Source organism: Cohnella yongneupensis (assembly GCF_042655785.1).
GTDB lineage: Bacteria > Bacillota > Bacilli > Paenibacillales > Paenibacillaceae > Cohnella > Cohnella yongneupensis.
The window spans coordinates 48,204-65,976 of the sequence record NZ_JBHSNC010000036.1 but is presented as its reverse complement, the minus strand read 5'-3'; the positions used below and the strand labels follow the sequence as shown (position 1 = coordinate 65,976).

At 53.2% G+C, this 17,773-nt stretch carries 17 protein-coding genes and 1 pseudogene; 6 read left to right on the top strand and 12 right to left on the bottom strand.

The genetic code is table 11. From position 1 onward, the window contains the following. Positions 1 to 160: 160 nt before the first annotated feature. On the top strand, positions 161 to 1,441 hold the full coding sequence (locus ACFPQ4_RS11845) for an ammonium transporter (RefSeq protein ID WP_378112054.1): 1,281 nt from the start codon (positions 161 to 163) through the stop codon (positions 1,439 to 1,441). A 112-nt stretch (positions 1,442 to 1,553) separates the two neighbouring features. Here the strand turns inward: ACFPQ4_RS11845 and ACFPQ4_RS11840 are convergent, their stop codons facing one another. The 6 genes from ACFPQ4_RS11840 to ytxC form a co-directional block, all read right to left on the bottom strand. After that, positions 1,554 to 1,910 (bottom strand): hypothetical protein, encoded by a 357-nt coding sequence (locus ACFPQ4_RS11840; RefSeq protein WP_378112053.1) that lies wholly within the window; start codon positions 1,908 to 1,910, stop codon positions 1,554 to 1,556. 20 nt (positions 1,911 to 1,930) lie between these two features. Continuing rightward, a complete protein-coding gene (locus tag ACFPQ4_RS11835) occupies positions 1,931 to 3,376 on the bottom strand; it encodes a methyl-accepting chemotaxis protein (RefSeq protein WP_378112052.1) in 1,446 nt (481 codons plus the stop codon). A gap of 176 nt (positions 3,377 to 3,552) precedes the next feature. Continuing rightward, on the bottom strand, positions 3,553 to 3,675 hold the full coding sequence (locus ACFPQ4_RS11830) for a hypothetical protein (protein ID WP_378112051.1): 123 nt from the start codon (positions 3,673 to 3,675) through the stop codon (positions 3,553 to 3,555). 45 nt (positions 3,676 to 3,720) lie between these two features. Next, positions 3,721 to 4,245 (bottom strand): RNA polymerase sigma factor, encoded by a 525-nt coding sequence (locus ACFPQ4_RS11825; protein WP_378112050.1) that lies wholly within the window; start codon positions 4,243 to 4,245, stop codon positions 3,721 to 3,723. 150 nt (positions 4,246 to 4,395) lie between these two features. Continuing rightward, positions 4,396 to 6,348, bottom strand: a complete 1,953-nt coding sequence (thrS, locus tag ACFPQ4_RS11820; RefSeq protein WP_378112049.1) for a threonine--tRNA ligase — start codon at positions 6,346 to 6,348, stop codon at positions 4,396 to 4,398. Between the two features lie 372 nt (positions 6,349 to 6,720). After that, positions 6,721 to 7,587 (bottom strand): sporulation protein YtxC, encoded by an 867-nt coding sequence (gene ytxC, locus ACFPQ4_RS11815; RefSeq protein ID WP_378112048.1) that lies wholly within the window; start codon positions 7,585 to 7,587, stop codon positions 6,721 to 6,723. Positions 7,588 to 7,872: 285 nt separating this feature from the next. Here ytxC and ACFPQ4_RS11810 point away from each other — a divergent pair, with 285 nt between their 5' ends. Beyond that, positions 7,873 to 8,832, top strand: coding sequence for a GGDEF domain-containing protein (locus ACFPQ4_RS11810; RefSeq protein ID WP_378112047.1), 960 nt, complete (start codon positions 7,873 to 7,875; stop codon positions 8,830 to 8,832). 61 nt (positions 8,833 to 8,893) lie between these two features. On the opposite strand, the gene ACFPQ4_RS11805 is transcribed toward ACFPQ4_RS11810, so the two are convergent. From ACFPQ4_RS11805 to ACFPQ4_RS11795, 3 genes are read right to left on the bottom strand one after another with little or no spacing between them, the layout of a single operon-like run. Next, the gene (locus tag ACFPQ4_RS11805; protein WP_378112046.1) at positions 8,894 to 10,984 is read right to left on the bottom strand and encodes a peptidoglycan D,D-transpeptidase FtsI family protein; all 2,091 of its coding nucleotides are present in this window, start codon (positions 10,982 to 10,984) and stop codon (positions 8,894 to 8,896) included. Between the two features lie 34 nt (positions 10,985 to 11,018). After that, positions 11,019 to 12,134: a transglutaminase domain-containing protein gene (locus ACFPQ4_RS11800; protein ID WP_378112045.1), complete on the bottom strand. Its 1,116-nt coding sequence runs from the start codon at positions 12,132 to 12,134 to the stop codon at positions 11,019 to 11,021. A gap of 20 nt (positions 12,135 to 12,154) precedes the next feature. Continuing rightward, positions 12,155 to 12,610 (bottom strand): hypothetical protein, encoded by a 456-nt coding sequence (locus tag ACFPQ4_RS11795; RefSeq protein WP_378112044.1) that lies wholly within the window; start codon positions 12,608 to 12,610, stop codon positions 12,155 to 12,157. Between the two features lie 163 nt (positions 12,611 to 12,773). Between ACFPQ4_RS11795 and ACFPQ4_RS11790 the strand changes: the two genes are divergently transcribed. After that, on the top strand, positions 12,774 to 13,988 hold the full coding sequence (locus ACFPQ4_RS11790; RefSeq protein ID WP_378112043.1) for an MFS transporter: 1,215 nt from the start codon (positions 12,774 to 12,776) through the stop codon (positions 13,986 to 13,988). 381 nt (positions 13,989 to 14,369) lie between these two features. Further along, positions 14,370 to 14,729 carry a toprim domain-containing protein gene (locus ACFPQ4_RS11785; RefSeq protein WP_378112042.1) on the top strand — a complete coding sequence of 120 codons (360 nt, stop codon included), beginning with the start codon at positions 14,370 to 14,372 and terminating at the stop codon, positions 14,727 to 14,729. 99 nt (positions 14,730 to 14,828) lie between these two features. Here ACFPQ4_RS11785 and ACFPQ4_RS11780 read toward each other — a convergent pair whose 3' ends face one another. Together ACFPQ4_RS11780 and cyoE are read right to left on the bottom strand one after the other, a co-directional pair. Then, positions 14,829 to 15,548, bottom strand: a complete 720-nt coding sequence (locus tag ACFPQ4_RS11780; RefSeq protein ID WP_378112041.1) for an SCO family protein — start codon at positions 15,546 to 15,548, stop codon at positions 14,829 to 14,831. Between the two features lie 4 nt (positions 15,549 to 15,552). Beyond that, complete coding sequence (gene cyoE, locus ACFPQ4_RS11775) at positions 15,553 to 16,410, bottom strand: heme o synthase (RefSeq protein WP_378112040.1); 858 nt, start codon at positions 16,408 to 16,410, stop codon at positions 15,553 to 15,555. Positions 16,411 to 16,723: 313 nt separating this feature from the next. Here cyoE and ACFPQ4_RS11770 point away from each other — a divergent pair. After that, positions 16,724 to 16,957: pseudogene (locus tag ACFPQ4_RS11770) on the top strand (cell wall hydrolase); the annotation flags it as partial. Positions 16,958 to 16,992: 35 nt separating this feature from the next. Then, complete coding sequence (gerQ, locus tag ACFPQ4_RS11765) at positions 16,993 to 17,454, top strand: spore coat protein GerQ (protein WP_378112039.1); 462 nt, start codon at positions 16,993 to 16,995, stop codon at positions 17,452 to 17,454. Here gerQ and ACFPQ4_RS11760 read toward each other — a convergent pair. Further along, positions 17,441 to 17,737, bottom strand: coding sequence for a hypothetical protein (locus ACFPQ4_RS11760; RefSeq protein WP_378112038.1), 297 nt, complete (start codon positions 17,735 to 17,737; stop codon positions 17,441 to 17,443). The two genes, gerQ and ACFPQ4_RS11760, sit on opposite strands and share 14 nt — an antisense overlap. Positions 17,738 to 17,773 lie beyond the last annotated feature (36 nt).

The following is a 17,773-nucleotide window of genomic DNA, read 5'->3' as shown; positions in this document are numbered from 1 at the left end:
GAGAAGGGAATGTGACATATTCATAGAATTTAATTAAAATCATCTATTCGTGTTAGCTATTATTACACATTTCATTGACACTTCCCTCCGCCGCTTATATAATGAGGGCGGATTTCAGGTAATCATGTCAGATTTTATAGGTCAGAGAGGTATTAAATCGATGGATATAACCGAATTGTCAAGGGGTCTAGATACGATTTGGGTCATTCTAACCGCCGCCATGATCCTGCTCATGGAGGGAGGCTTCGCTTTGCTGGAAGCCGGATTCGTGCGCCAGAAAAACGCGGTAAGCATCATAATGAAAGTGTTCGTCGATATCGCGTTCGGAGCGCTCGTCTTCTTCGCCATAGGATTCGCCTTGATGTACGGCAAAGACGCGGGCGGCCTATTCGGAACGACCGGCTTCTTCATGGAAGGAGACCTTACGCACCTTAACTTCGATATTTCGATCGATACGTACTGGTTTTTCCAATGCGCGTTCGTCATTGCGGCGATTTCCATCGTCTCGGGAGCGGTCGCGGAACGCATACATTTTCGTGCCTATATTCTATTTACGATCATGATGACCGGCTTCATCTATCCGGTCTCCGGCCACTGGATCTGGTCCGCGAACGGTTGGCTAGCCAAACTTGGCATGATCGACTTCGCAGGCTCCGCCGCCATCCACGCGCTAGGCGGCTTCGCGGCGCTTGCCGCCGCCATATTCTTGGGCCCGCGGATCGGCAAATTCGGACCCGACGGCAAAACGAACATCGTTCCTCCGTCCAATCTGCCGCTTGCTTCCGTAGGCGCCTTTATTCTATGGTTCGGCTGGTTCGGCTTTAACTCGGGCAGCACGCTTAGCGCAACGAACGGAAGCATCGGCCATATCGCGGTCACGACGATGCTCGCATCCGCTGCAGGGTGCGCGGCGTGCATCTTGTTCACGATTTTCCGGTACCAGAAGGCCGACCCGCCAATGGTCATCAACGGCGCGCTGGCCGGCCTTGTCGGCATTACCGCCGGATGCGCTTATGTCTCTCATGCCGCGGCGATCGTTATCGGCGTCATCTCCGGCGTCGCGATGGTGCTCGCCAGCGAACGTCTCGAGAAACGCCGGGTCGACGATCCGGTCGGAGCTTTCGCTGTACACGGCGTTAGCGGCACCATCGGCACGCTCGCCGTCGGACTGTTCGCACTGCCGGATACCGCCGCTCACAAAGGCTTATTTTACGGCGGAGGATGGTATCTGCTTGGCGTCCAGGCGCTTGGATTGCTCGTCGTTAGCGTATGGGGCTTCGCGTTGACATGGGGCGGATTACAGCTGATTCAATGGTTTAAGCCGGTACGGGTCACCCGGGACGAAGAGCTCATCGGTCTTGACGTCGGCATTCACGGCGTGCCAGCCTATAGCCAAGAGCCGGATTTTCTCGACGTGGACAAACTGCGCTCTCAGCCGTAAGCTTATGCGATAGCCGTAATCAAAAACCATAATAAAAAGAGCGATCCTGCTGTCGTTACCTGCAGGATCGCTCTTTTTACTTACTTACCCCATATTTATTAAACAGACCTTGTTATTCATCGAACAACGGGACCTCTGCCGGCAACGTGCCGTTCAGCATCGCTTCGTACCTCGCGATTTCCGCCCGAAGAGCACGAGCCTTCTCCATGGGCTTCTTTACGTAATGAATGTACTCGAGCGCCAAATGATGATCGGGCTTCTTGCCCGTAAGCATGCGACGAATCGGAGACATCGACCGATATGCCTGTTCTTCCAATCTTAATCGGCGCTCGTAACGCTCGACCATCTGTTCGATCTCCGCGACGACGAGCTCCTTCTTCGCGATAAGTGCCTCCAACAGCGAATGGACGTCGGCTGGTTTACGCGTCGCCAACGGTACAACCTCGTCAGACGTGAGCGGCTCCACCACGTTCCTTCCCTCCTTTAAGCTTATGAAACCGTAATATCGATGCCGATTACGCCGAACGCCGATCCGTCGAATCGCCACAAGGGCATAGACACGGTCAAGCACGGCCTTTTCGTTATCGCTGAAATATACACTTCCGAGACGAAATCCTCGCCGGCCATAGCCCTCTTCCACCACTCGCGTCCGCGGGCGTTCAACAGCCCCGCTTCGGGCTCTGAATAGACGAAGGAGCCGTCCGCGCGGTTCGACCAGATCGCTTCCATCCCCGTCGAGCGTCTGAGCAACCCGCCAAGCACTACGCGATGGGTTTCTTCGTCCATGTTCGCGAGCGACGGGTCTGCCGTTACCGACTTAAGCAGCTCGGTCCACTTCGCCGTATCGGCGGACACCGCGCCTTCCCATACGCGTCCCCCTGCTTGCTGCACGGAGGCGATCAACTCTTCTGCAGATTCCTTCAACTCTTCGGACACGCGGCCCAAGTTGTTGATCTCCGCTCGTTGCTTATGGTTCTGCGCGAGCGTATCGTCTACGCTGCCTAACGTTTTGCTCAAAGACTCGACGACTTCCTCCAGCATCCCGTTCGTGATCGACGTGCGCTCCGCTTGCTCGGAAGCAAACTCCCGGGTACGATTCACGTGATCGTCGACTTTGAGGAATTGGTTAAATATAATGTCCATCCGTTCGCGCGTCTTGCTCATCTCTTCCAACCCGAGCGAGACGGATTTCTTCTCGCGATCGACGGAACTTACGACTTGGCGGATGCCGGATTCTATGCTTTGAACGATACCCGTAGAACGCTTGACGGCTTGTCCGCTCTGCTCGGCAAGCTTGCGGATTTCCCCGGCTACGATCGAGAATCCGCGGCCGTGCTCGCCCGCATGGGCGGCTTCGATCGCGGCGTTCAACGACAGCAACGAGGTTTGCGTGACGATCTCCTGAATGAGCGAGTTGATTTCGCTGATTTTGGAAGCATGTTCGATCAGCTCGTTAACCCGCGCCTCCATCGTTCCGTGATTCGTGGACAAGTCGTTCATAACCTCGTCCGTATGCGTCAACGATCGGCATACTTCCACGACGACTTCTCTAGTCTCTTTGCTTTGCTGGCTCATCACTTCCGTCACGCTTCTGATTTCTTGAGAAGAAGCGGACACTTCCTGTAAAGACGAGAACGCATCCTCGAGTCGGGTCATAGCCGTCTTGCTGTTCAATCTAAGCTTGTCTTCTTGCTCCGCGGAGCGATCGGCGATCGCGCTCAGCTGCCCCATGCTGGAATCGACTTCGGATACGGTTGCTTGGAGCCTATCGGAAATAACGACCGCTTCTTCCACCATGCGGCGAAGAGCGGCTTGATTATCCTGATCGGGCGCGTCCGCTTTGTTTGGAGATGCCGGACCTTCGTACCGTGAAGCCGAACTGCGTTTGATGAACCCTTTAGTACCCTTATCGAGCCAACGCTGCCACTGAGCCATCTCTCACCACTCCCAGAACAACCTATTCGTTACATTCCTCTTAAGTGGATGTAACTTTTTCTAACATTATATAATGACAATCGACAAAAAGAAAGAGGATCCCAATGGGATCCTCTTAAAATTATGCAAATCTAAGTATAAACCTAACATCGATGTTACGTTAACTGTCGTTCATTTTAGCGGTTTTGCTGATTGGAATTTTTCTGGGCAATTCTGTTAGAAGCGTTGTTGCTCACAGCATTATCCGCCGCGAACTCCGTGTCTTGGCTAGCTTGCTTCTGTTTGTTTTTCTTGGCCACGTTGTCATTCACCTCCACCACTAGCATGGACAGCGAACTTCGGGTTTATGTATGATTCCGTTCGTCTTCTTTGTCTAACGCGTGCAATCTCGCTTTGCTGCGATGAATTTGCGCTTTGACCGTCCCGACGGGCAATTGAAGCGCCGCGGCGATCTCGGCGTCCTTCAAACCGTAATAAAATTTGTATAGCAACAACGTCCGCGACTTCGGATCGAGCCGGCCTAACAAATCCGATAATTCCATCATCAATTCCGGCCCGGCTGCGGACGAATAAGCTTCAAAAGCGCCTTCGTATTGATCGCTGGACACTTCGTAGCGTCTCGCCCGATTGGCGTTGGCGGCTAGATTGGCAGCGATCGCTTTCGCCCAAGGGATAATCTTGTCTTGCTCCCTGAGCGTCGACTTCTTTTCTAAAATACGCACCCATGCTTCTTGAACCACATCGCCCGCATCGCTCTTATGCCACAGCTTATGGCGTACGACGCGCAGCATTTGATTGTAGAGTTCGCCCAGCAGCTCTTCTTCTGACCGGAATGCGCCAGGGACATCGGGTTCTCGGAGGAAGCTCATCGATCCTGTCACTCCTAAACAGATGCATATTTATGAATAGTACCATTCTAACACAGTCGCGAGAAAAAGAGAATATTTGCCATTATATAGGAATATATCGACAGCCATGAAGAAAAGCCTGTCACGTTTGTGCAACAGGCTTGTTTCTTTTTAATCTATGCGTTTAGAGGCGATTTCGCCGGTGATCCTCGCGATGAATTCGGATACCGCTTGGGCGCCGAGGTCTCCTTCGCCGCGACGACGGACAGATACCGTTCCGTTAGCCGCTTCGTTCTCGCCGATAACGAGCATGTAAGGAATCTTCTCGAGTTGCGCTTCGCGAATTTTGTAACCGAGCTTTTCGTTACGCAGATCCATATCGACGCGTACGCCTGCAAGCTGCAGCTTCTCGGCGACTTCGCGCACGTATGCTTCGTAAGCGGGATTAACCGGAATAAGCTTCGCTTGAACCGGCGACAGCCATAGCGGCAACGCGCCGGCGAAGTTCTCGAGCAGGAACGCGGTCATGCGCTCCATCGTGCTAATAATGCCGCGGTGGATAACGACGGGACGGTGTTTCTTGCCGTCGTCGCCCACGTATTCAAGTTGGAAGCGCTCCGGCAGGAGCACGTCGAGTTGAGCCGTCGACAGCGTCTCTTCTTTGCCGAGCGCGGTTTTGATTTGAACGTCGAGCTTCGGACCGTAGAACGCCGCTTCGCCTTCCGCTTCGAAGAACGGCAGGCCGAGCTCTTCCACGACTTCGCGAAGCATGCGCTGCGAGTTTTCCCACATCTCATCGTCCGGCCAGTACTTCTCCGTGTCCTTCGGATCGCGATAGGACAACCGGAAGCGGTATTCCTTGATGCCGAAGTCTTCGTAAACTTGCTGGATCAGCGTAACGACGCGTTTGAACTCTTCCTTGATCTGATCGACGCGGCAGAAAATATGCGCGTCGTTCAGCGTCATCGCGCGCACGCGGTGAAGGCCGGTCAATGCGCCGGACATCTCGTAACGGTGCATCGTGCCGAGCTCGGCTACGCGGACCGGAAGGTCGCGATAGCTGCGCATTTCGCTTTTATAAACCATCATGTGATGCGGGCAGTTCATCGGGCGAAGAACGAGTTCTTCGTTGTCCAGCTCCATCGGCGGGAACATGTCTTCCTTGTAATGCTCCCAGTGGCCGGAAATTTTGTAAAGCTCCACGTTAGCCAGCACAGGCGTATACACGTGCGTATAACCGAGCTTCTCTTCCAGGTCGACGATATAACGTTCCAACGTCTGACGCACTTTCGCGCCGTACGGCAGCCAAAGCGGCAACCCTTGGCCGACTTCGCGGGAGAACGTGAACATCTTCAGCTCGCGGCCGAGCTTGCGATGGTCGCGTTTCTTCGCTTCTTCCAAGAAATGAAGATGCTCGTCGAGCTGCGCTTTCTTAGCGAAACCGGTCGCGTAAATCCGTTGCAGCATCTTGTTCTTGCTGTCGCCGCGCCAGTAAGCGCCCGCGACGCTAAGCAGCTTAAACGACTTGATCTTGCCGGTAGAAGGCAAGTGAGGACCCCGGCATAGATCGAAAAACTCGCCTTGATCGTAGATCGTGATCGCAACGCCGTCCGGCAAATCGCGAATGAGCTCCAGCTTGAGCGGATCTTGGATTTCTTCGAAAATCCGGATCGCTTCTTCGCGGTTAACTTCCCGACGAACGATCGGCAGATCTTCTTTCACGATCTTCTCCATTTCCTTCTCGATCTTATCCAGATCTTCGGGCGTAACGGATTGCTCCATATCGATATCGTAATAGAAGCCGTCCTCGATGACGGGACCGATGCCCAGCTTCACGTTATTGCCGCCGTATAAACGCTTGATCGCTTGCGCCATCAAGTGAGCGGTGCTGTGGCGCATCACTTCGAGCCCGTCTGCATTATCGACGGTCAAGATCTCGAGCGATACGTCCTCGGTGATCGGCGTGCTAAGATCAACGGCTTTGCCGTTGATTTTACCCGCGATCGCGTTCTTCTTCAGCCCGGAGCTGATCGATCCGGCTACGTCTTCGACCGTTACGCCGCTATCGAAGGAACGAACCGCTCCATCCGGAAATTTTACTTGTACTTGAACCTGAACCGCCATGCTAGACGCCTCCTTAGTGAATATGGGCAATAAAAAAACACCTCGTCCCGAAAGGGACGGGTGCTTATTAGCGGCCCGTGGTTCCACCCTCCTTCAATCGGCGGTAAAGCCCGATTCTCAGGCACGAGTAACGGTCGTGACCCGACATGGAATAGTATCGCGTCGCCACTTAGGCGAACATCGAATTCCTCCATGCAGCTCGAAAGGGGTCGATGCGAGTCGGTCCGGAAGGAACTTACAGCCAAGGTTCCTCTCTCTGAGCCGTCCAAATACAAGCATCGGTGTCTTTCTCATCGCTATTGAATGTGGATTGATATCGCACATTATACGCTCCGCTAGCCCTTTCAGTCAAGCGGGCAATACCCACTAAGGTTAAAGGCTCGGTTGATCGGGACAAAGCGCGGCGCGATTGCCGAATATTCCGATAATGGTGCGTATTACTTGCGACTCCGGCTCCGGCGTGTGGATGAACAATTGGCGGGGAGATACGGCCAGCAGCCGGCTTACGACTCTGCTCTCCTCCTCAAGCTCTTCCTTCTGCTCATTATCCGCCGTCTGGGACTCAAGCGGACGCATCTGCTCGTCGAGCAAGCGGAACGCGTTGCCTCCGCTATGAAGCACATGGACGGCCGTCGTTCTTATTTCCTGCCATTCCGCCATCGTCCGGAGCAAAAACATAAATTCTTGATATTGGCGTTCCATCAGTCTTTCCTCGATCGCCGTATCGGCCGCCTCCAACACTTCCGCACGATATTCGCTTAACCTAAATCTAAGGAAGCCCTGCAAATTCAAGCGATGGCTGCCATCCAAATACGTAGAAAACCGGGTCGTGAGCTTGCCGATTCGGCGTTCTCTTCCTCGTCCTGCCCAAGCCCCTTCCAAATCCGGTTCTCCGTCCAGCATGGATACCGCTTCCGCGATTAACGCATCGATCTCGACGTTTTCCTTTAATCCGTAACGTACCTGGAAAATCCCGCGTAATAGCGACGGCTCATGCTCCGACAACGTATATTCGGCAAGAATGCGTCCGACCTTGTCGCAGATGCGTTGTTTGTCCGCGGACTCCGATCCTAACGGAAATTGACAGTGAATGATGCCGTCGTCCAGCGACAACTCCCATTCGACGCAATCGACGGCAGGATCCGGCGCGCTGATCTGCGACCGATTAAGCATGCCCGCGAGCCGTTCCAGGGAAGGCTGATCTTGCCGGCATCTCATGAAGTACCCGACTTTTTTCATCCCCCTACCCCCTTCTCCAAGTTTTGACGTGTTCGTCGTTCTTGGCTTGTTACTAACTATATGGTAGCCCAAAAAGGGATATACGATGGGACGCAAGCTATGGTATATTTTATGAAGTTTGAATAAGAAAGGAAGCCCCCAATGTCATTCCCTTCGCTAGAATTTAATCAAAAGCGGTGGAATCGTCTTCTTCTGCACTGTTACTGGGTTATATTGGCGTTATCGGTTATCATCGAACTCCTTTTCCTTCAAAATACCGATATACCCAAAGACGATTTCATAGCAATGTACATCGCCCGACCTACTATTATGCTCGCGATCGTCGGACTGCTTGCCGAAAGCGGGATACGATGGCTGCCCAAACACCACGATTACATAATCATCTCTGCGATCGCGCTGTTTTCGATCATTATTACGAAGATTAACGTCTCGGTAGAATATCTCCTGTTTTTTCTCTTCATCCCGATCATGGTCAGCATATTTTACTTCCAGTTCAAGAAGCTCCTCTATGCCGTCTCGTGTACGGCGATCGACCTGTTCATCTTCTACGTCGGCGATCCGAGTTTACAGCCGGCCGCGTCTGCCGTAGATATCCTAACGATGACCTGTATCCTGCTTATTTTCAGTTGCGTCGCATTCGGCGTGTTAGCGCGCGGCAGAGAAATACTCATCCACTTGCGTACATCCTACGAGTCGAACCAAGAACTGCTCGTGCGCACGATACTCATGGACAAGCTGGCCAAGACTGACGCGCTCACTGAAACGTTCAACCATATGGCCTATCACGAATTCATGGATCACTACGTCGTGCAAGCAGATAACGGGCGAATGAACCTGCACTTGGCCATCATCGATATCGACGATTTCAAGAAAGTGAACGATACGTACGGTCATAAAGCCGGGGATGCGGTGCTCAAAAAAATGTCCACTATTATCCGTTCGAAAGTCGGCGCCAACGATATCGTCGCCCGCTACGGCGGGGAAGAGTTCGCGTTGATTTTCACCGAAAAGACGTTCCAAGAAGCGTACGATACCGTAGAGGATATTCGTAAAACCGCGGAGACGACGCTACACGACGTGATTCAATGGAAGGCGGTAACGATTAGCGTCGGTCTGAGCGCTTACGCGTCCGGAATGGGCAAAGACGCATTTTTCGTAGGCGCGGACGCCGCCGTCTACGAAGCCAAGCGCTCCGGCAAAAATCGCACGGTGCTCGCGAAAGCGGGCACGGTGTCGGCTGTATAGGACTCATGCAAAAGACCGACCTTCGATTAATTCCGAAGGTCGGTCTTTTAATTTAATGATTTTATCGTTGGCCAGCTCCGTTATTCGGCGTTACATTGTTGCCCGCATTAACCGGATTTCCGGTCGAATCCACTGCGGGAGGCGTAACGACGACAGGTTGGCGCGGCTTCCCGTCCAAGCCGTATTTCGCGTCGTAGGCATCGAAGATTTTGCGGGCGATCGGCGCGGCGCCGTAGCCGCCGAAGCCGCCGTCCGGCACGATGACCGCTACCGCTAGTTTCGGTTTATCCGCCGGCGCGTAGGCGATGAACACCGCGTTCTCTACTTTCAACCGATTGCCGACATCCTGCTGCGACGTACCGGTTTTACGGTTGAACGTATAAGGAACGCCTTCGAAGCCTTGAACCGGAACCTGCGACATGCCCTTCTCGATCGTCTTCCAATAGGACTCGGGAAAATCGACCGTATTAAGCACTTCGGGTTGGAACGGCTGTATCACGTTCCCGTCGACGTCTTTGATCTCATTAACGAATTGCGGTTTCATCCGCTTGCCGTGATTCGCGAGCATCGACGCGTATTGGGCGAGCTGGAGCGCGGTATAACGCCCTTGTTGGCCCCAAGCAGCACGGACCATCGCGGATTGGGGGCTCGCTTTCTCAGCCTCATGGAAATAGTCGATAACTCCGGCCGACTCTCCCGGCAGTCCGCTTCCCGTCGTAACGCCGAGCCCGAATTGCTTGAGATAAGTATCCCAAATATTGACGCTGTCAACGCCGCTTTTAAAATACAGCCTATTGCCGACCATCGCGGACATGAACGCGTTTGAAGATTTCGCGATTGCCTGGGAAGCGTTAATATGGCCATTAACGGCGTCCTGGGAGTTGCGGATCTTGACCTTATGGCCTTCTTTACCGAACTCGAAATACCCAATATCGTTGAATGTTTCCGTTGGCGTAAATAACTTCTCGTTTAAGCCGATCAGAACGGACAGCGGCTTCTGCGTGGAGCCGAGATACACTAGGGAAGTCGGATGGTTGACCCGTTCTTTGTCGTCCGGAATAGCGGCCGGCGCCGTCCGAATCGTTCCGTTATATTGGAACAGCTTGACGGCGTCAAGATCCTTCTGGCTAATGCCGCCTTGCCACACGCTCGGATCGTAATCCGGCATGCTCGCCATCGCGATGATTTTGCCGGTATCGACTTCCATCGCCACCGCATAACCCGTCGTTGCGTTCGGTGCATGCTCCCAATTGTTCGTGGAAGTGCGGATTTTCTGAATATGCTCGGTAATCGCCTTTTGCGTGGCCAACTGTATGTCTTTATTAATCGTGAGGAACAGATTCTCGCCCTTGATCGGCTTCGTCAGCTTCATCGGTCCGATAATCTCGCTGTCCTTGTTGACCGGATATTCCTTGACCCCGTTATAGCCGCGCAATTCGTCTTGGTACATAAGCTCTAATCCGTCGTAACCGACTTCTTCTTTATCCAAATATTTCAGTTTCGGATCCGGATTGTTTTCCTTGATGTCTTTGTACTTATCGAGCGTCGTGGCTCCGCTGAGCGTCTTCATGTATCCTACGAGCTGAACGGCAACGTGCTCGTTGCTATATTGCCTAATGCTCTCCTCGACGACGTCGATCCCCTTGAATTCTTCGCTATGCTCGGCGAAATAGGCGATTTCTTCCTTCGTCAAGCCCGCTTTGATTCGCCGTGGCATGTAGGACATATAAACTTTGCCTTTGAAATCCATTTTGCCGAACACTTCGTCGACGGTGAGCGGCTTCTTCGTCTTGTCGCCGTATTGGTTGAAGACGTCTACGATCCGCGCGGCAAGCGCGTGGCCTTCGTCTTCCTTGATCTTCGTCTCGAACGTATAGTACAACGATTGCGTTGACGTGGAATAAGCGATCGGACTGCCTTGGTCGTCGTAAATATTGCCCCGGATCGGCGGAACCGGTACCGACCGGTTGCCCAGCGCGTGCTCTTTCTCCTTAAGCGTAGGTCCTTCTACGAACTGGAGATAAGCAAGCCGCACGATCAACAAGGAAAACACGAAAAACGTAAAGAAGAAAAACACGTTCAGCCGAAAGCTGAAATGTCTGCGATTCCTTATCTCGCGCTTCTGCGCTTCTTCCGTAGAATTGCTGCTCATCTCTTTCACCCCTTGATGCTTGTCTTTTCTTGCATTAAGTTTTCTCGATATGCGTATCGGCGAAACCCGCGACATCGAACCAGTCGCCCGTTTGCGCCCATGTCGCGTCGAGCGGCGCCCAGCGGCCCGTTTCCGACTCGAATACTTCGTTCCAGGCATGCGCGCCGTAGCCGCCGCGGCCATCGTAGCCGAGTCCGGTCACGACCCTTGCGTCTAACCCTACCGACCTTGCCATCGCGGCGTAAAGCCTGGCGTAGTCGATGCAGACGCCTTTGCGCGTCGCGAACGTCGCCTCGGGATCTTGCTCCCGCCATTCTCCGCGCTCTATATAGTCATTGGCTTTATCGTAATCGTAAGCGATTGCGCTCCCTACCCAATCATACAGCGCTCTCGCCTTTTGTTCATCCGTCGTCAATCCTTGCGTAGTCGATTCCGCCGTTGCTACAATCGCATCGGGTAAATCCGCGTCGATTAGATCGTATCTTCGCTGCCATAGCTGTCCCAATTCCTCGTTGAACGACTGCGCGAAAACCGGGAGCCGGTCCTCGAGAAGCGAGCCGGTAGCCGGCCGGATGACCTGTGCAGCTACTTCGCGATACAGCCCGGATTGCTGGATATAGTCGGTCATGGGCGCGCTCGGAAAGATCGCGCAGTAAGCGAATAAGATCGCCGTGAATAACAAAGCGCGACCCGCTCCCAGCGCGGCGCCGATAAACCCGCCGATCGATCTTCCGACCGACCCGCCGGAAGGCAACGCCGATAGAGGCAATACAGCGATCGTGGCAAGCGCGCGAGCTAGAAGTCCAAGCAACAGCCGAATGATGAAGGAGACGAGCAGGAACAAGACGGAGAAACGGAGCAGCGGTAAATCGCGGAGACTTGATACGACAGTATAAACGACTTGCGACAATAACGAGCCGTCCGGACCAGGTCTAGACGTGCTCGTATCCGACAGCCACGCTTGCAATTGCGGCGACAGCGTAGCGGCCAGTATCGCCGAAGCCACGATAGCCGCAACCGTCAGCAGCGCGCTGAGCAGAAAGGACAGCAGTTGCTTGGCGGAGCCCGAGGCGCCTCGCCGAATGCCTTGATACAAGGAAACCGCCACGACGAGGAGCAATACCCACGTTACGACGTTCGCATCTACCATCCCGTTGCCTTCCATTCGAATTATTTCGCCGCGTCGCGGGCTTGAGTGACGAAGTCGCGGACTTGACCTTCCATGTCCCACGTTCCAAGCGATACGCCTCTCAATTTCACTGACACTTTGCCGGAATTCGGTACGCCGTTAAGCTCCAAATTCGGCGTCGTAATGGAGTAGGAGCCGTCCGCGTTATCGACGTACTTGGCTTCGTTAGCTTCGCCTGCCATCGTATTGATGGCTTGGTCCTTCAGCTCGTCCGTCACTTTATCGCCGAGCTGCGAAACTTTGCTGCCTACTTCCTTCAGATCGTCTATGCTGTATCCGCCGTATACCCCGAATCCGACAACGATCGCCGCGACGAGGATCCATTTCATGACCGTCTTGACGACTTTCATGACGATGATTATAGCCAATAGCGCGACTACGACGATGACCCAATTGTCTTGCAGGAACTGACTCCAATATTCGCTATCGAAACTCATCGTATCTCCTCCAACAGAGAGATCTGTAAAATAGCATTCCTCCTATTATACCTTACGGGGCAATCCCACGTAAACGACCGTCATAACTGCGCGCTCCGTTACGTACAAGTAGGATAGGCCGCGGTAGCGGACAAGGGTTCCCAAGGTTAAGGAGGCTTCACCGATGAAAACCGCCGTGTGGCTCTATTTGTTCCTGTTCGTCGCTTTCTTCGACCTCCATGCGCAGTATCCGATGCTGACTCCGTTCGCCGTGTCGCTCGGCGCCGCGCCTTCGTTCATCGGGCTCGTCATGGGAATGTATTCCCTCACGCATTTGCCCGGAAACCTGATTGCCGGGTATGGCGTAGATCGACTTGGCAGCCGATTGTTCATCATGGCGAGCTTAACCGGAGCCGGCGTGCTGCTCTTATTCCAATCTCATGTTACCGATCCTTGGCAATTGCTCTATATTCGCTCGATTAGCGGATTCGTTCTTGCCTTCCTCTCTCCCGCCTGCATGTCTCTGCTCGCGCGGCTCGCCAAAGACCATATCCATCAAGGCAAGCTTATGGCGGGCAACGGTCTCGTTCATACGATCGCCTCGGTCGTCTCTCCGGCGGCCGGCGCCTGGTTGGCGGCGACGATCGGCTTCAGCAGGTCGTTCGCCATTCTAGGCTGGGTGCTGCTAGCTACGGGCATCGGCTCCATCTGGTTCATACGCGAACCTTCCAAATCGGCAGAGCAATCGCAACCCGCGCCTAAAATGACTCCTGCCCATGCTCACGCTAGTCCGCCGATACCCGCTGCTGAAAGTCAACCAACTCCGCGTACATTCCCATGGTCCGTCTTCGTTCTGCCGATTAGCATGGCGTTCGCGCAAGGGATACTCGCTTTCGAGCTCCCGCTCCGCGGAAGCTCGACGAGCGCGGAAATCATGACGACCGGACTGCTGTTCTCCGTCGTCAGTCTCGGCGCGCTCTCCACGCTCGGCCTGTTATTCCTGAACCGATATTTACCTTACTCGCGGACGATCTCCGGCGTCATGCTGCTTGCGATCGCTTATTATGGACTAGCATCGGGATGGCCGCTTCCGCTTATGTTGTTGCTTTTCGTTATCGGCATGTCCAAAGGCGTTATTTTCCCCGCAATGACTTCGCTCATGTTGCAACTCAGCGGTCCTTCGCGCTATGGGAGAACGTTCTCCGCCTTGTCCATCGCGTTGTCGATCGGCTCGTTTCTCGGTCCCGTCGCGGCGGGAGCGGTACGCGATTCCTTCTCGCCCTATTTTTTATCGTTCCTTGTCTTGATGCTCGCGTTGCTCTGCCTGTTCCCTCGTCCGGTGTTCCGCATGAACTGGAATAGCAGCAAATCCTCGACGCCGCACGCGCCCGGCTCTTGAACGAAAAGATAAAAAGCCCCATTCCTTCTGCCTCTGGGTACCCGCACACGTCAAGTTGCCCGAAGAGGCATATGCTATATAGCCTACGCCCGTGGCCAAACCATCCTAGCGGGGCTCTTGATTTTAGCGTGAGGGGTGAACTCACATGTCCAATGTTATCGGAGCTAGCACGACGATCGTTCTCGTTCTGTTCATTCTGCTCGTTATCGTTCTCCGCGCCGGTTACTGAACCATAAATAACTAGCCAATGAACCCGAAAAGCTGCTTGGAAGGGCCGCGGTGCGGCCCTTTGCAGGGCGAATTACATATGTGGACAAGCCCCGTGGTACAATTGAGAAAACAACTTCACCTTCATCCCATTCGAAACGGGGGCTTTCGCCAATGGATGCCGCGATCATCGTCGAAGGAAAGAACGACCGAACCCGTCTATCCCGCGTGCTATCGGAAGAAATCCCTATTCTATGCACGTTCGGAACGTTGAATACCGAACGCATCGAAACGCTTCGCAAGGCGGTCGGCGACCGGCAAGTATACTTGTTCACCGATCCCGATGCCTCGGGGCGCAGAATCCGGGGCGTATTGCGCGACGTGTTCCCCGATGCCGAACATATTTACACGCGACGCGGATATAACGGAGTCGAAGGCACCCCCGAAGAATATTTAATTCAACAGCTCGAGAAAGCCGGGCTCGAAGCGTATATTAAGTACCCCGATCCGCTCACGGAATGGCCTAAGGAATAAACGTTTTGCCAATCGTTAAAGTTTCTGAGCGAAGGGGATAACGTTGTTAAAAATAAAGGACGACGCAGATCCTTCTCTGCATCGTCCTTTATTTTTGTCTTATAGCAGGCTCTTGATTTCTTTCGCCATATCTTGCGGTGTCTTATTGTTGACGCCTTCCTCGATATAGTCGTTCGCAGAAATCCAATCGCGAACGTTCCCCTTCTTATCGAGCAGTACGATCAAGTTCATATGGCTGAAGTTTCCTTCGTCGTCTTTATCTACCAGTATTTGGTACTTTTTGGCGAGCTCTGCCGTCGCTTGCTCTTGCCCTCGCAAAAACTTCCAACCGGTCAAATCCGCGTCGTACGTATCCGCGTAATCCTTCAGCACATCCGTCGTGTCTTTCGTAGGATCGATCGTGACGGACATGAACTCGACTTTATTGCCGAATACTTTATCTGCCTTAAGCTCGTCCTGAACCTGCGACAACAGCGCGGTCGTCGGAGGACAAACATTCGGGCAGCTCGCGAAGAAGAAGTAGAGCAATCTGACTTTGCCGTTCGTGTTCTCCAGCGTAACTTCGTTGCCGTCCGTATCCGCGTACGAAAAGTTCACACCGGCCATCTGTACTTGCAAATTATCTGTTGTTTTATTTTGGCTGTATAGTAAATAGCCGCCCAACACCAAGCACACCGTCAGCAAAACAAGCGGAAAGCCGTAGCGCTGCAGGAACGTACGCTCTTGCTTAATGGGCGCTACGCCAACTTGCTCAATCGTATCGTTGATGGTCTCATTGATATTATTAACAATCTGCTTCTCATCTCGTTCCTGCTCCACTTCGCTACACTCCGTTCGTATCGAGAATCATGACGAAGAACATGATCATCAAATAATTGATCGAAATAATGAAATCGGTTTTAGCCCATTTGTCGTCATCCTTCGCTCCGAAACCGGATACCGCGTGGATGAACCAAATGACGACGATAACAAGCGATAAAATAAGGAAGTACATACCCACGTAATCGTACGTGTACATCAGGATCGTTGCCGGAATAAGCAGCAAAATGTAAGGCAGCATTTGCCACTTCGTCCGCGTAACGCCTTTCACTACCGGCAACAACGGGAAGCCTGCCGCGCGATATTCTTCTTTGCGGCGAATCGCGAGCGACCAGAAGTGCGCCGGTTGCCATAGGAACAATAGCGCGAACAGAATCCACGCTCCTTCGTCCACCGTTCCCGTAACGGCGCAATATCCGATTACAGGAGGCATCGCGCCGGATATTCCGCCGATCGACGTACTCCAAGTGGAATTGCGCTTCAACCACATCGTGTAGATGACGACGTACACGAACATGCCGAGTAAGCCAAGCCAACCGGTCAACGGATTTACGAGCAGGAACAATACGACAAGTCCTGCGATTCCAAGCATAATAGCGTACGAGAGTACCCCTCCCGGGGTCATCCGTCCTTGCGGCAACGCCCGATTGCGGGTACGCGCCATTTTCGTATCGAAATCCCGGTCCAAGTAGTTATTGAATACGCAAGAGGATGCCATAGTTAGCGCCGAACCGAGCAGCATCCATACGAGCAACCATCCATCGATATCCCACTTTGAAGCAACCCAGAATCCGCCGAACGCCGCAATCAAATTCAGTCGAATGATTCGCGGCTTCGTTAGGGCTACAAGATCTTTAAGCACGGTGCTCCTCCTTTATGTCGAACAGAGCGGCAATGCGAGTCTGCGATTATGTCTGTTCAATGATACCGCATATGTTCAACCATTGACAATGTTCGCCTTCCCGTGTTCATGAAATCGCCACCTGCTGTGAACAAGGTGCGAACGAGAAAGGAAACGTTGCGTCGCCAGTCACACAATGCCGCTTTGGTAAATACACTGTATTGCGACAAGTGCCTATCACGCTTACGAAGTGCGTAGGCGGCTTGAATGAGGAAGGGTGGCATGCGAAACGATGGCCCGCATCAAGACCAACAGCGAACAGGTAAAAATGTTGGGCTTCGAAGCGGCGCAGAAGCCTTATTTCTATCAGAGTTCCCGGGATCGGGACGTTCGACTCGCCGAACGCGTCATCAATGGTGAGCGTCAGCATCCTGCCTCAAACGCTTTATGGTTTTTCCGGCCTACCGGCGATTGCCCGGATACTTGGTACGACCAAGCGAACACGGGGAGATACAAGAAGCATTGCTTCTTCGCCCCAACCGCAGCTGATTGTCCCGCTGTGTATTAATAACTTTGTTCTGAGAGATGAAGGAGGATTTTTACATGTTTACTAACAACAAAATGCCATGGCCTGGAATGCAACATCAACCCGGAATGATGCCTATGCACGGAATGGCTACGCAAATGCCTACGCAAATGCCGATGCCTGTGCCGATGCCTATGCCGCCTCAAGTCCCGAGCGGTATTCCGATTACGCCGGGCGGCACGACGTTGCCGGGAACATTCGTCCCCGAGGAGTCTTACGTCGAAAATATTTTGCGCATGAACCTGGGTAAGACCGCCACGCTCTACATGACTTACGAGAACAACTCCGAGTGGAACGCCAAAATTTTCAAAGGCGTTTTGGAAGCAGCCGGCCGCGATCACATCATTATTAGCGATCCCGCGACGGGCAAAAGATATTTGCTCCTGACGCTCAACCTAGACTACATCACGTTCGACGAGCCGCTTAATTATACGTTGCCTTTCGGATCTGGCGGCGCAATGGGCACTACGGGACGTTAAGTTCGCCTATGGGGCGGAACGTCCATATGCGAAGTCCGGCTTCGCCGCCCTTTATCCATAGCATCATCTCTGTCCAGGAACGCCCTTCGCGGCGTTCCTTTTCGATTTGCGCCGCTTGTTCGCCATCCTCGGCATGCCAAATTTCCACGAAAACGCCGGGTTGGCTCGTATTTTCCAAAGCTTGAAACGGCTTGCCTTGTTGCGATCGCGACTGAATCCACGAGCTGTAAACACTTCGATATTCCTCTAAAACAACGTATTCGCAGAAGACGATCATCCGCATTTCCTGCCTTCATCTTTATAATTTAACCGCCGGACG